We start from the raw sequence: 13,132 nt of genomic DNA on the forward strand, positions 1-13,132 counted from the left end.
CAGCTCTAGGGAAGAATCTCCACCAAAACAGCACCGCCACTCACTAGAACGTGTTCTAACAATCGCTGACGGATGTGACTTCCGCGCACCTGATGTCCGCCACCGGTGAGGAGTGGTGACCTAGGATCGAACCATGACTGATCTCGACCTCGCCACCACCCGGCGTGACATCGCCGACGCCCTGCTGACCGCCCTCGAGCGCCGCCACGAGGTCCTCGATGCCATCGTCGACGCCGAGGATCACGACGAGGCCGTCACCGCGATCGTCGACCTGCTCGGCAAATCCAAACTCGGCGCCGAGGCCATCCTCGACATGAAGCTCGACCAGCTCACCAAGGACGACCGCCGCAAGAACCAGGCCGAACTCGACGACCTCAACAGCGCTCTCACCTTCACGCTCGCCGAACGTCCGGCCAGCAGCGGGGACACCCTTGATCTCCGTCCGTTCGACCCGTCCGCCGACGCCGAACTGTTCTCGGCGCGTACCAACGAGATCGGCACCGCCGGCGACGGTTCGGGCGCTCCCGCCGGCGATGTCGCGGCCGAGATCGATGCCGCCACCGCCCGAGTCGACGCCGAGGAGGCCGTCTGGCTGGTCGCCGTCGAAGGCGAGTCGAAGGTCGGCTTCGTGTTCGGCGAACTGAAGGACGGCGAGATCGACCTGCGCATCTGGATCCACCCTCAGTTCCGCAAGTCGGGTTACGGCACCGCAGCGCTACGCAAGTCCCGTTCGGAGATGGCGGCGTACTTCCCCGGCGTGCCGATGGTCGTCCGCGCGCCCAGCGCCTGACGGTCCACCTACAGTCGACGAACCCACCGCCCGTTCGGGGTGGTGGGTTCGTCTGTTGGTTGCGTGCCGGGCGGTCAGGCCCGTTGGGGCCGCGGGAGGCCGAAGTGGGCGACGATCGCGCGGATCCGGTTGTCCTCGTCGACCACGAAGGTCTCGGACACCGTGGCCCCCAGCCGAAGGGTCTTGGGTCGGACGTGGACGACGTAGCGCGTGGTGACGCTGTGCCCGTCCACCGTGGCGGTGAAGTCCGAGATCCGGTGGATGAGGCGGAATTGCGGGCCACGCGCCAGGCTGCGGGCGATGTGGTCGCCGTCGCGCCCGGTCCGCACACCGAACTCCACGCGGGTGCAGTCCGGATGCAGGACGACCTCGGACGGATCGTGACTCACCAAGGCGTCCACATAAGCGCGCGCCGCGGCGATCCGCTCGGCCGAGGGATCTCGGGGCGAGGTCATCGCGCGCCGTACACCGGCATCGGCACCGGCGCCTTGGCCAGGATCTCCTCGATCACCGGGCCGAGCTCGCTGGCCTCCCACCGAGAACCCTTGTCCCGCTCGATGCTTCGCTGCCAGCCATCGGTGACCGAGATCTTGCCGCCCTCGACTTCGAACACCCGGCCGGTCACCGAGCCCGCCGCGGGCGAACCCAGCCAGACCACGAGGGGCGAGACGTTCGCCGGATCCATCGTGTCGAAGGAACCGTCGGCGGGCGCCGCCATCTGAGCGGCCATCGCCTCACCGGCACCCATGGTCATCTGGGTACGGGCGGCCGGAGCGATCGCGTTCACGGTCACACCATACGACCCCAGTTCCGCGGCCGCCTGGATCGTCAGGGCCGCGATGCCGGCCTTCGCCGCGACGTAGTTGCCCTGCCCCACCGAACCGTACAGTCCCGCACCGGAACTCGTGTTGATGATGCGCGCCTGCGGAACGTCGCCGGCCTTCGCCTGGGCGCGCCAGTGCGCGGCCGCGTGCCGCAGACCGACGAAGTGCCCTTTGAGATGTACGCGGACGACCGCATCCCACTCGTCCTCTGACAGCGAGACCAGCATCCGGTCGCGGACGAAACCCGCGTTGTTGACCAGTATGTCGAGGCGTCCGAACGCGGAGAGTGCGGTCTCGACCATGGCCGCACCCGAATCCCAGTCCGCGACGTCGCCCACCGACGCGACTGCTTGCCCGCCGGCGGCGACGATTTCGTCGACGACCTCACTCGCCGGGTCCTCGGCGTAGTCGTTGACGACGACCTTCGCGCCGTCAGCGGCGAACGCGAGGGCATGGGCGCGTCCGATGCCCTGGCCGGCACCGGTCACGATGACGACACGACCCTCATTCAACTTGCTGGTCACTGATGTTTCCTTTCCGAAGTGTCTGCGGCCCCGAACCGCACACCGGGTCTCAGACTGCGTTACCGGCCGTGGCGGCGTCGAGGAATGCCGGCTTCTCGCCACCGCCGTGCACGGTCAGCGTCGAACCGGTGATGTAACCGGCGAGCGGCGACAACAGGAAGGCGACCGCGTGGCCGACATCGGCGGGCGTGGCCATCCGCCCCATCGGGATGGTCTCGCCGACGGCTGCGACACCGGCGTCGTCGCCGTAGTGCAGGTGGGACTGCTCGGTGACGACCGGGCCGGCCACCACCGAGTTCACCCGCACCCGCGGCGCCCACTCGACGGCGAGTGAGCCCATCAGGTTGTCGAGTCCGGCCTTCGCAGCACCGTAGGCCGAGGTGCCGGGTGACGGCCGGTGGCCGCTCACGCTCGAGATGTTCACGATCGCTCCGCCATCGGGCTGCGTCTGCATCACCGCGTTGGCCGCGCGGGCCACGGCCAGCGGGGCGAGCAGATTGAGGTCGACGATCTTGCTCGCGAACCGGACCGACGCGTCGGCGGCCAACGCGAACGGGGACCCGCCGGCATTGTTCACGACACCGTCGATGCGTCCGGCCCGCCCGATGATGTCGTCCATCATCGCCTCGACCGCGTCTGCGTCGCGGACATCGCAGGACACGAAGTCGAGATCGCGGAGGTCGTCGGCGAGATTGTCGGCGTTACGACCGCAGATCACCGGACGGGCGCCGAGCGAGCCCAGGACGCGGGTGATCCCGGCACCCACCCCGCGCGCCCCGCCCGTGACCAGGATGACCTTCCCGACCAGGCCCAGCTCGACCTGTGACTGCGTCTGCATGGGTGCTACCCTACCAAACAACCAAGCACTTGCTTGGTGCGCTTCCACAGTCCCCCCGGACTGTTCGGACCGCCCCATGAGAGGAGCCCGCGTGCCGATCACCACGACACGTTCCGATACCGGGATCGTGACCGTCACCGTCGACTATCCGCCGGTCAACGCGCTGCCATCGGCCGCATGGTTCGAACTCGGCGACGCCTTCACCGCCGCCGGTCAGGACCCCTCCACCCACGTGGTGGTGCTCCGTGCAGAGGGTCGGGGCTTCAACGCGGGCGTCGACATCAAGGAGATGCAGGCGACCGACGGCTTCGACGCCCTGATCGGCGCCAACCGCGGATGCGCCGCCGCATTCAGCGCCGTCTATGACTGCGCCGTACCCGTCGTCGTCGCCGTCAACGGGTTCTGCGTGGGCGGCGGCATCGGCCTCGTCGGGAACGCCGACGTCATCGTGGCCTCCGACGACGCCGTCTTCGGACTACCCGAGGTCGACCGCGGAGCACTCGGCGCGGCAACACATCTCGCACGTCTCGTCCCCCAGCACATGATGCGCACCCTCTACTTCACCGCCAAGAACGTCACCGCCCAGCAACTCGAGCACTTCGGTTCGGTCTACCGGGTCGTGCCCCGCGAGGAACTGCTCGGCGCGGCACTCGAGGTCGCAGAGGCCATCGCCGCCAAGGACACTCGCGTGATCCGCGCGGCCAAGGAAGCGATCAACAACATCGACCCCGTCGACGTCAAGGCGAGTTACCGCCTCGAGCAGGGGTACACCTTCGAGTTGAACCTGGCCGGCGTCGCCGATGAGCACCGCGACGCGTTCGTGTCGACCGGCAAGCCACTTGCCGCGAATTCCGCCTCGGATGGAGGACGTGCCTGACATGCCCACCGACAAGACAAGCACTTTCGACGACGTCATCGCCGAGCTGCGCGACGGCATGACCATCGGCATCGGCGGATGGGGTTCGCGCCGCAAGCCGATGGCGCTGGTCCGTGCGCTCGCCCGCTCCGACGTCAAGGACCTCACCGTGGTGACCTACGGTGGCCCCGACCTCGGATTGCTCTGCGCGGCAAAGAAGGTGCGCCGCGCGTACTACGGCTTCGTCTCCCTCGACTCGGCCCCGTTCTACGATCCGTGGTTCGCCAAGGCGCGCACCAACGGCGAGATCGAGGTACGCGAGATGGACGAGGGCATGGTGAAATGCGGCCTCGAAGCAGCCGCCGCACGCGTGCCGTTCCTGCCCATTCGTGCCGGCCTCGGCTCCGACGTCCTCAACTTCTGGGAGGGTGAGTTGAAGACCGTCACCTCGCCCTATCCCGACGCCGACGGCCGGACACAGACGCTGGTGGCCATGCCGGCACTGAAGCTCGACGCCGCCTTCGTGCACCTGGATCTGGCCGATGCCCACGGCAATGCCGCCTACACCGGGGTCGACCCGTACTTCGACGACCTCTACTGCGCGGCCGCCGAACGACGCTATCTCGAGGCCGATCAGATCGTCTCCACCGAGGTGCTCGTCAAAACCGTCCCGCACCAACGTCTTCTGTTGAACCGGATGGCCGTCGACCGGGTTGTCCACGCACCGAACGGGGCGCACTTCACTTTGACGGGCGCCGGGAGCGGAGCGAGCGGGCCCAATGGCACAGCCGAGTACGGCCGGGATGAGAAGTTCCAGCAGTTCTATGTGGCCTCGGCCAAGGAACCCGAGACCTGGGATGCGTTCTCCCGCCGGTTCCTCCAGGTCGACGAGGAGACCTACCAGCGCGAGGTCACCGCGTGGCAGGCCGAGCAGAAGGAGAACGAGCAGTGAGCACCGCCGAGACCCAGACGTCCACGGACGTCACGCGCGCCGAGTACTGCGTCATCTCCTGCGCCGAGATCTTCTCCGGGGCAGGCGAGATCATGGCATCGCCGATGGCGCCCACTCCCCTGCTCGGCGCCCGCCTGGCACGCCTCACCACCGAACCCGATCTGCTGATCACCGACGGTGAGGCGCTGATCCTGGCCGACACCCCGCCGATCGGGAAGAGCGGGCCCATCGAGGGGTGGATGCCGTTCCGCAAGGTCTTCGACGTCGTCGCGTCGGGGCGTCGTCATGTGGTCATGGGCGCCAACCAGATCGACCGTCACGGCAATCAGAATCTGTCGGCCTTCGGACCGCTGCAGCACCCGACGCGCCAGATGTTCGGTGTGCGTGGCGCGCCCGGCAACACCATCAACCATCCGACGAGCTACTGGGTGCCGCGGCACTCGGCACGCGTCTTCGGCGAGTCCGTCGACATCGTGTCAGGCGTCGGCTTCGACAAGGTCGATCCGGAGAACCCCGCCTTCGACGATCTGAACATCCACCGCGTCGTCACCAACCTGGGCGTCTTCGACTTCGGCGGCGCGGGCCACACGATGCGGGCCCTGTCGCTGCATCCGGGAGTCACGGCCGACGAGGTCGCCGAGAACACCGGCTTCGAGATCGACGGCCTCGCCGATGCACCGGAAACGCGCAGGCCGACGGCAGAGGAGCTCGGCCTGATCCGGGACGTCCTCGATCCGAAGGGCATCCGCAACAAGGAAGTCCGATGAGCGAACCCACCGCCGCGCATCCGAGCCCGGCACGTGCAGCCGGATTGTCGACGTCGTTCACCGAGCTCGTCGGCATCGAGTACCCGATCGTCCAGACCGGCATGGGATGGGTGTCCGGACCGTCGCTGACCTCGGCCACCTCGAACGCCGGCGGGCTGGGCATCCTGGCATCGGCCACGATGACGTTCGCGGAACTCGAGGCGGCCATCACCAAGACGAAGTCGTTGACGGACAAGCCATTCGGCGTGAACATGCGCGCCGACGCGACCGATGCCCCCGAACGCATCGACCTGTTGATCCGAGAGGGCGTCAAGGTCGCCTCCTTCGCGCTGGCCCCGAAACCCGAACTGATCGCGAAGCTCAAGGACAACGGCATCGTCGTGATCCCGTCGATCGGTGCGGCCAAACATGCCGTCAAGGTCGCCTCGTGGGGTGCCGACGCGGTGATCGTCCAGGGCGGCGAGGGCGGTGGTCACACCGGACCGGTCGCCACCACCCTGCTGCTGCCGTCGGTGCTGGATGCGCTGTCCGCCAAGGGCATCGACATGCCGGTGGTCGCCGCGGGTGGGTTCTTCGACGGCCGTGGGCTCGCCGCCGCACTCGCCTACGGGGCTCAGGGCGTGGCCATGGGCACCCGGTTCCTGCTGACGTCGGACAGTGCCGTGCCAGACTCGGTCAAACAGGAGTACCTCGCCCGCGGACTCGGGGACACCGTCGTCTCGGTCAAGGTCGACGGTATGCCGCACCGCGTGTTGCGTACCCCGTTGGTGGAGGCGCTCGAGAGTGGGAGCCCGGCCCGGGCCCTCGTCGCCGCGGCCCGCAACGCCAACGAGTTCAAGCAGATGACCGGCATGCGTTGGACGACGATGCTCAAAGACGGTCGCACGATGAAGAAGTCGGGCGAACGCACATGGCAGCAGGTCATCATGGCGGGCAACACCCCCATGCTGCTCAAAGCCGGCCTCGTCGAAGGTGACACCCGCGCCGGCGTGCTCGCCTCCGGCCAGGTCGTCGGCATGATCGACGACCTGCCCAGTTGTGACGAGTTGATCCAGTCGATCATGACGCAGGCACACGAACGGCTGAAGGCTCTCGGGTCGTTGGGCTAGGCACCCGCTCCCTGATGAGGCCCGGAGCTTGCGGAGGGCCGTCACCCTCCGCTCCCTGAGGAGGCCCGGAGCCTTCGAGGCTCGTCGCTAACGCTCCTCGCACCTCAGGCAGCGTAGGGAGGGCCGTCACCCCCCCCGCTCCCTGAGGAGGCCCGGAGCTTGCGGAGGGCCGTCACGAAGGGTCCGGTACCTTCAGACCGTGACGACCCCGGAAGTACTGCGCCTGGAATCGGTCGACTTCGTGCGGCAGTCCCGCGCGATCCTCGCGGACATCGACCTCACCGTCCGCGCCGGCGAGCGGTGGGCGCTCATCGGCCCGAACGGCGCCGGCAAGTCGACGATCCTGAGCCTGTGTGGCGCGGAACAGCATCCGACGCGCGGGACCGTCCATGTGCTAGGACACCAACTGGGGCGCGCCGAGACCCGGAAGCTGCGCGAGTCCATCGGCCACGTCAATCCGCGGCATCCGCTGCGGTCACCGCTGACGATCCGGGAGGTGGTGCTGACCGGTGCGACCGGCACGACCGAGCTGATGGACCACCGGGAACCCGCACCGGAGACACTGGCCCGCGCCGACGAACTGATCGAGATGCTCGGCCTGAGCGCGCTCGCGTCGGCGCCGTGGACGAACCTGTCGCAGGGCGAACGCGGCCGGACCCTGATCGCCCGGGCGCTGCTGTCCGATCCTCGACTCCTCCTGCTCGACGAACCGTCGACCGGCCTCGATGTGGCTGCCCGCGAGCGTCTTCTGCAGACCGTCGACCGGCTGCACCACACGCATCCCGATCTCGCGACGGTGCTCGTCACCCATCACCTCGAGGAACTACCCGAGACGACCACCCACGCCGTGCTGGTGACCGGCGGCCGAGTCCTCGCCGCGGGGCCGGTTCACGACATTCTCACCACAACCCTGGTGACCGAGTGCTTCGACTACCCGATCGAGATTGCCCATCAGGAAGGGCGGTGGTCGGCGCGGGGCGTCGCGACCACCGCTCCCTGAACTCGAGCACCGCGAGTACGGGCCCCGCCAATCCCCGAGCAGTTGGCAGAGCGGACACGCTCCTCAGGTCCCCAGTGCGAAGGCCGCCGGCGACGAGATGGCCCTGCAGATTTCGTGCGCTCCAAGGTCGGTGGCGAACCCAGGCCCTGTGCTCGGCCAGCCGCCGTGTGACTGCTGGGGTTTCTGTTCACCACGGTTCACTGCGGTTCACCGCTGATGCGTATGTGGCATCGGTTGTCGCGCAGTAAAAATCGACGATCTTCGCGCTGTGGAGAAACCTCGTCGTCGAACGTTTTGGCGAGTACCTTGGAGTCATGACCCCGATCACCGAGCTCCGCGACACCCTCATCGGTCTGCAACCCCCACCCGACGACGGAAGTGGTCGCGCGGTGGTCGAACGTCTCGACGAACTACGCGTGCTGCGCAACGTCCTCGATCACCAGATCGCCGTCCACATCGCCCGGCTGGACGACTCGGGGGCACCAGCACGAGCAGGGTCGACGACCCGATCCTGGCTGATCGAGATGGGCCTGCCCCCGACGGCCGCGCACCGCGGTGCACGCATCGCCGCCGGACTGGGATCGTTGCCGAAAGTCGCCGACTGCGCCGCCGACGGGTATCTATCTACCGAGTGTGTTGATGCGATGGTCCGCGGCATCGCGTTCATCGACACCCACGCAGCGACTCCGTTGTCCGACAACGACCAGTCGGCGTTCGAGAGCGAACTGCTCGCGCAGGCGTTCTCCGGTGCCACCCCCGCCGAGATCAACACTCACGCCCGGAGTATCGCCCTGCGGGTCGCCGATGACGATCCGCACGCGGTCGCAGCAGCCGATGATGCGTCGCTGAACACTGTGCACACCAGGGTGACCGACGAAGGCCGGGTCGCGATCACCGCAGACGTCACCGCAGTGATCGGCGAGAAGTTCCTGGCGATGATCGACGAACGCTCCTGCCCGCGCCCCGAACCCGACGGCGCCGACGACCGCCGCGATGCCGGCCAACGCCGCGCGGACGGTCTGGAACTCCTGCTAGACCAGGCCGCCACCGGTGCAGCGATGACCACCGCAGGCGCACCACGAACGCAGCTACTCATCACCATTCCCGCTGATGGCGTTGGCCAGGCAACGTTGCCGTGGGTCGGAGCAGTGACAGGCTCGACAGCACAACGACTGTCGTGCGACGGCGCGGTGGCCGAGATCGTCCTCGACGACGAGGGGGTGCCGCTGCGGATGGGAACCACGAAACGGTTGTTCCCGCATCATCTCCGTCAGGCGATCGTCGTGCGGGATGCGTGTTGCGTGAAATGCGGTGCACCAGCGGCACACACGCAGGTGCACCATCTGGTGCCCTGGGCTGACGGCGGACCGACCGATCTGGACAACGGATGTCTACTGTGTCAACGCTGTCACACCCAGGTGCATCATCATGGGTGGCAGGTCGTGATGGGCCCCGACCGTCATCCCTGGCTCATCCCGCCCGCCGACATCGACCCGCGGCGTCTACCCCGGCCAGCCTACAACCGGCGCACCATGCGCCTGGACGACGCCCTCGTCTAACCGCACCCCGCCCCCACCAGACCCACCGGCGTCGGCACCGACCGACGCCACACGACCCTTGACAACTCCACAGTGTGAAAACAAACCCCTGCCCACCGGGATCTGGTAGCGAAAATCGTTTGCGCAGTGCGCAATTTCGCTTCGGGATCCCGGTGGGCGGGGGCGATCGGTCTTGGAACGAGGTCGACAGGTCCAGCCCGCTCTCACCGCCTCGGAAGGGCGCGCCTAAGCCGACGGCGTCAGCGTCCAGCCGGCGGCTGCGGTCCGCTGGTTCCAGAACTCGGTGTATCGCCCACCGCGGGTGAGCAGTTCGTCGTGGGTGCCGATGTCGTCGACGCCGCCTAGATCGTCGAGCACGACGATCTGGTCGGCGGCGATCACGGTGGACAGCTTGTGCGCGATGACCAGCACCGTGCTCCGGTCGGCGAGGCGGCGGATGGATTCCGCGACGTGGGACTCGTTCTCCGGATCGAGCGCGCTGGTCGCCTCGTCGAACAGCACGATCGGCGCGTCCTTCAGCAGGGCGCGTGCGATCGAGACTCGTTGCCGCTCACCGCCGGACAGGGCAGAACCGCCCTCACCGACGGCGGTCTGCCAGCCTTCGGGCAGCCGGTCGACGATCGAGGTGACCCCCGCGGTCTCGGCGGCTGCTCGGATCTCGGCGTCGGTCGCATCTGGCCGTCCGAGTTTGATGTTCTCCCACAGGGTGTCGTCGAAGAGATAGACGTCCTGGAACACCTGGGACAGCTGCCCCATCAGCGCACCCGTCTCCTGCTCGCGAACGTCGACACCGCCGACCTTCACGACGCCGCCGTCGACGTCGTAGAACCGTGCGATGAGACGGAAGATCGTCGACTTGCCCGACCCGGACGGGCCGACGAGTGCCGTCATCGTTCCCGGGCGGGCCCGCAGGGACACATCGCGGAGGACCTGCGCTCCGGTCTCGTATCCGAAAGCGACACCGTCGAGTTCGACAGCACCCGGTTCTTTGATCGGCGTGGGTTGATCGGGGGTGGGCATCCGGTCGGTGTCGAGCACCCCGGTGATGCGGTTGATCTCATCGGTGGACATGCGCAGGGTCGAACCGAGTTCGGCGAGTTCGCCGATCGGGCCGAAGAAGCGTGCGGCGAGGCCGAAGACGGCGATCAGCAGGGCCGGCTCGATGTGGCCCGCCACCGCGAGCCCCGCGCCGAGCGCGAGCACGGCGCTGAAGACGACCTGCACCGACAATCCGTTCAGCAGGATGCCGAGGATCGAGCGCCAGAGCATCGACTTGCCCACGCGTGCTTGCTGCCCGAGTGCGTCGGCGAGCGGCTTGTGCGCGGAGTCCGAGTCGCCGAAGGCCCGCAGCACCGCCTGACAGCGGGCGAACTCCAGGACCCGGTTGTTGACCTTGACGGCCTCGGCACGCTTACGGCCCTCGGACTTCGCGAGGAACGAACTCGACAGCTTGCCGACGTACATCAGCAGCAGCGTCCCGGCGACCATCAGAAGGCCGATGCGCCAGTCGAAGAAGCAGATACCGATGACGACCACGACGGAGCTCACCATGTTGACGACGACCGGCGTGATGTAGTGCGCCCCGGTGCTGCCCACGAACATCGTTCCCTTGACCGCGATCTGGGAGACGTCACCGACGCGGTCGCGGGTGAACCAGCCGAGCGGCAGCGTGACCATGTGATCGCCGAGACGGTGGTGCAGCATGCGCATCGCGTAGAGCGCCATCGTCATGCCCTTGAGCGACTGCACGTAGGCACTGACCGCACAGATGACGACCAGAACGGCCAACGGCCACAACCACATCGCGGCGGCGGAGAGGTCACCGGTCAACAGGTGTTCGACGATCGGGACCAGGGTGAGCATCGCCAAGCCCTGCGCGACGCCGTAGACGACCACCCAGGTCAGGAAGACGACCATCCGGGCACGTTCGGAACCAAGGATCGTGTAGAAACCGCGGATCATCGTGCCACCTCGTTGCTCGTGACCGCGCCCCGCGCGATCTCCTCGTCCTGCCTGGTGGTCCCGGCCTCGTAGGAGGCCCACATCGACGCGTACAGCCCGCCGCGGGCGACCAGTTCGTCCTGCCGGCCCTGTTCGACGACCCGACCCCGATCCAGGACGACGATGTTGTCCGCGTGCGTGATCGAGCCCAGACGGTGCGCGATGACGAGCACCGTGCGCCCGACCATCAACGCGCCGATGGCCTGCTGGATCTGCGCCTCCGACTCCGGGTCGGCGAAGGCGGTGGCCTCGTCGAGGACGAGGATCGGGGTGTCGGCGAGCAGGGCCCGCGCGATCGAGACACGTTGCGCCTCACCGCCGGAGAAGTGCGCCCCGTCGCCGACCACGGTATCGTAGCCGTCGGGCAGCTCCAGGATGCGGTCGTGGATCTGGGCGGCGCGGGCGGCGTCGTAGACCTGCTCGTCACTCGCGTCCGGACGGCCGAGCCGGATGTTGTCGCGCACCGACATCGTCAGCAGCTGCACATCCTGGAGCACGAACCCGACGTGGCGATAGAGCTCGGTGGGCGCGATGTCGCGGACATCGACCCCACCGATGCGCACCGCACCGGAGTCGGGATCGCCGAAGCGAGGCAGCAGCGTCGCAAGCGTCGACTTACCGCTTCCCGACGGTCCGACGAGAGCGGTCACGGTTCCCTCGGCCAGTTCGACACTGACCCCGTCGAGCGCCTTCACCCCGGACGGGACCCCGAGGCGCGGCGGATAGGTGAAGTGCACGTTCTCGACCCGCACGTCGTGCCCGGCAGGCACCTGGGGGTTCTCCGGAACGGTCAGCTCCGGTTCGGCGAGCAGCGAGGCGATACGCAGGGCGGCGGCCGAGGCCTGCTGACGGGTGTGCACCGCGGTCGAGACCGTGAGCAGCGCGGTCGGCAGCACCATCGCGATCAGCGTCGACCCGACGAGCTCGATCGGCTGGACCCAACCCCGGTCCACGAGCCAGTACCCGACTCCGAGGTTGACCAGCAGGATCAGCGGCGCACTGATCAGGACGGTGGTGACCGCCTGTACGCGGAGCATCGGCCCCATGTAGCCGGCGAAGTCGTCGTTGAACTCATCGGCGGCATCGACGAACCGCCGGTGCGCCTTGCCGGTCTGCCCGAAGGTCTTCACGACGGCGACGCCCGAGATGAACTCGACGATCGTGGCGCTGATCCGCGCGACGCCCTTGTCCATCTTCTCCATCTCGGTCGTGAGGTCCCGAGCCATGTAGGAGTAGGTCAGCGCGTACAGCGGCACCGTCGCGATCGCGAGTAGCCCCAGGCGCCAGTCCAGGTAGAAGCAGTAGATCAGCGCGAAGATCGGCGAGAGCATCGCGGCCGTGGCCTCGACGGTCGCATGCGCGACGAGGTAATGCAGGTCGGCGACGTCGTTCTGCACCGACTTGCGGACCGCACCCGAGCTGGTCCGGCTGAACCACCCCAGCGGCAGCCGACCCAGCTTGTCCGCGATGCGGATTCGAAGTCGCGCCTGGAGATCGAGATCGGCGAAGTGGGTGATCGCGAGGGCGAGGAAGCTGAAGGCGGCGCGAGCGCCGAGCCCACCGACCACCAGCCACACGACCAGCCAGACGCGCCCGGAGTCGACCGGTCCCGCCTCGAGCAGGATGCGCCCGAGTTCGACGATCCCGATGAACGGCACCACCGTGGCGGCGGAGGCGAAGATCTGGACGAACTGGGCGAGCAGCGTGCGCTTCTTCACCGGGGCCAGGACGTCGGCGAGGGCAGCGGCTTTCGCCTTGGACTCGGATCTGGCCTGAGCGCGCGCGGCTTTCGGATCGTCGGGTTCGACGTCGACGTCGGAGACTGGTGCCGGCGCGGCCACATCGGTTCCGCCAATTGTCATACGCGCACAATAACGGCCAGACGCTGGGAAAGGAAAGCTACCCTAACTCG

12 protein-coding genes are annotated in these 13,132 nt (G+C 67.7%); 7 read left to right on the forward strand and 5 right to left on the reverse strand.

Annotation, left to right across the window (positions count from 1 at the left end):
- Positions 1–133: 133 nt before the first annotated feature.
- Positions 134–790 carry a GNAT family N-acetyltransferase gene (locus tag ACFVHY_RS19205; RefSeq protein ID WP_390274699.1) on the forward strand — a complete coding sequence of 219 codons (657 nt, stop codon included), beginning with the start codon at positions 134–136 and terminating at the stop codon, positions 788–790.
- 74 nt (positions 791–864) lie between these two features.
- Here ACFVHY_RS19205 and ACFVHY_RS19210 read toward each other — a convergent pair whose 3' ends face one another.
- Genes ACFVHY_RS19210 through ACFVHY_RS19220 form a run of 3 tightly spaced genes read right to left on the reverse strand, consistent with a single transcriptional unit; the run spans position 865 to position 2,976 of the window.
- Positions 865–1,245: a hypothetical protein gene (locus ACFVHY_RS19210; protein WP_390274701.1), complete on the reverse strand. Its 381-nt coding sequence runs from the start codon at positions 1,243–1,245 to the stop codon at positions 865–867.
- On the reverse strand, positions 1,242–2,138 hold the full coding sequence (locus tag ACFVHY_RS19215; protein ID WP_390274703.1) for an SDR family oxidoreductase: 897 nt from the start codon (positions 2,136–2,138) through the stop codon (positions 1,242–1,244). The genes ACFVHY_RS19210 and ACFVHY_RS19215 overlap by 4 nt, the downstream gene beginning before the upstream one ends.
- A 49-nt stretch (positions 2,139–2,187) precedes the next feature.
- Entirely contained in the window at positions 2,188–2,976 is a 789-nt protein-coding gene (locus ACFVHY_RS19220) for an SDR family oxidoreductase (protein ID WP_390274705.1), read from the reverse strand.
- A gap of 91 nt (positions 2,977–3,067) precedes the next feature.
- Between ACFVHY_RS19220 and echA20 the strand changes: the two genes are divergently transcribed.
- The 6 genes from echA20 (at position 3,068) to ACFVHY_RS19250 (ending at position 9,219) form a co-directional block, all read left to right on the forward strand.
- On the forward strand, positions 3,068–3,853 hold the full coding sequence (echA20, locus tag ACFVHY_RS19225) for a (7aS)-7a-methyl-1,5-dioxo-2,3,5,6,7,7a-hexahydro-1H-indene-carboxyl-CoA hydrolase (RefSeq protein WP_390274708.1): 786 nt from the start codon (positions 3,068–3,070) through the stop codon (positions 3,851–3,853).
- Between the two features lies 1 nt (position 3,854).
- A complete protein-coding gene (locus ACFVHY_RS19230; protein ID WP_390274710.1) occupies positions 3,855–4,784 on the forward strand; it encodes a CoA transferase subunit A in 930 nt (309 codons plus the stop codon).
- Positions 4,781–5,551 carry a CoA-transferase subunit beta gene (locus tag ACFVHY_RS19235; RefSeq protein ID WP_390274713.1) on the forward strand — a complete coding sequence of 257 codons (771 nt, stop codon included), beginning with the start codon at positions 4,781–4,783 and terminating at the stop codon, positions 5,549–5,551. Before ACFVHY_RS19230 ends, ACFVHY_RS19235 begins: the two co-directional genes overlap by 4 nt.
- A complete protein-coding gene (locus ACFVHY_RS19240; protein WP_390274715.1) occupies positions 5,548–6,660 on the forward strand; it encodes an NAD(P)H-dependent flavin oxidoreductase in 1,113 nt (370 codons plus the stop codon). The genes ACFVHY_RS19235 and ACFVHY_RS19240 overlap by 4 nt, the downstream gene beginning before the upstream one ends.
- A 199-nt stretch (positions 6,661–6,859) precedes the next feature.
- Complete coding sequence (locus tag ACFVHY_RS19245; RefSeq protein WP_390274718.1) at positions 6,860–7,660, forward strand: ABC transporter ATP-binding protein; 801 nt, start codon at positions 6,860–6,862, stop codon at positions 7,658–7,660.
- Between the two features lie 314 nt (positions 7,661–7,974).
- Positions 7,975–9,219, forward strand: coding sequence for a DUF222 domain-containing protein (locus tag ACFVHY_RS19250; protein ID WP_390274720.1), 1,245 nt, complete (start codon positions 7,975–7,977; stop codon positions 9,217–9,219).
- Positions 9,220–9,444: 225 nt separating this feature from the next.
- On the opposite strand, the gene ACFVHY_RS19255 is transcribed toward ACFVHY_RS19250, so the two are convergent.
- Together ACFVHY_RS19255 and ACFVHY_RS19260 are read right to left on the reverse strand one after the other, a co-directional pair.
- On the reverse strand, positions 9,445–11,181 hold the full coding sequence (locus ACFVHY_RS19255; protein WP_390274722.1) for an ABC transporter ATP-binding protein: 1,737 nt from the start codon (positions 11,179–11,181) through the stop codon (positions 9,445–9,447).
- Positions 11,178–13,082 carry an ABC transporter ATP-binding protein gene (locus ACFVHY_RS19260; protein WP_390274724.1) on the reverse strand — a complete coding sequence of 635 codons (1,905 nt, stop codon included), beginning with the start codon at positions 13,080–13,082 and terminating at the stop codon, positions 11,178–11,180. Before ACFVHY_RS19260 ends, ACFVHY_RS19255 begins: the two co-directional genes overlap by 4 nt.
- Positions 13,083–13,132 lie beyond the last annotated feature (50 nt).

This window comes from Gordonia sp. NPDC127522, assembly GCF_042672305.1.
In the GTDB taxonomy this organism is placed as follows: Bacteria; Actinomycetota; Actinomycetes; order Mycobacteriales; family Mycobacteriaceae; genus Gordonia; species Gordonia hongkongensis.

What these genes read in the sequence shown, in the direction of transcription:
- ACFVHY_RS19205 (WP_390274699.1), top strand. Translation starts at nt 134, where the DNA reads ATGACTGATCTCGACCTCGCCACCACCCGGCGTGACATCGCCGACGCC.
- ACFVHY_RS19210 (WP_390274701.1), bottom strand. Translation starts at nt 1,245, where the DNA reads ATGACCTCGCCCCGAGATCCCTCGGCCGAGCGGATCGCCGCGGCGCGC.
- ACFVHY_RS19220 (WP_390274705.1), bottom strand. Translation starts at nt 2,976, where the DNA reads ATGCAGACGCAGTCACAGGTCGAGCTGGGCCTGGTCGGGAAGGTCATC.
- ACFVHY_RS19230 (WP_390274710.1), top strand. Translation starts at nt 3,855, where the DNA reads ATGCCCACCGACAAGACAAGCACTTTCGACGACGTCATCGCCGAGCTG.
- ACFVHY_RS19240 (WP_390274715.1), top strand. Translation starts at nt 5,548, where the DNA reads ATGAGCGAACCCACCGCCGCGCATCCGAGCCCGGCACGTGCAGCCGGA.
- ACFVHY_RS19250 (WP_390274720.1), top strand. Translation starts at nt 7,975, where the DNA reads ATGACCCCGATCACCGAGCTCCGCGACACCCTCATCGGTCTGCAACCC.
- ACFVHY_RS19255 (WP_390274722.1), bottom strand. Translation starts at nt 11,181, where the DNA reads ATGATCCGCGGTTTCTACACGATCCTTGGTTCCGAACGTGCCCGGATG.
- ACFVHY_RS19260 (WP_390274724.1), bottom strand. Translation starts at nt 13,082, where the DNA reads ATGACAATTGGCGGAACCGATGTGGCCGCGCCGGCACCAGTCTCCGAC.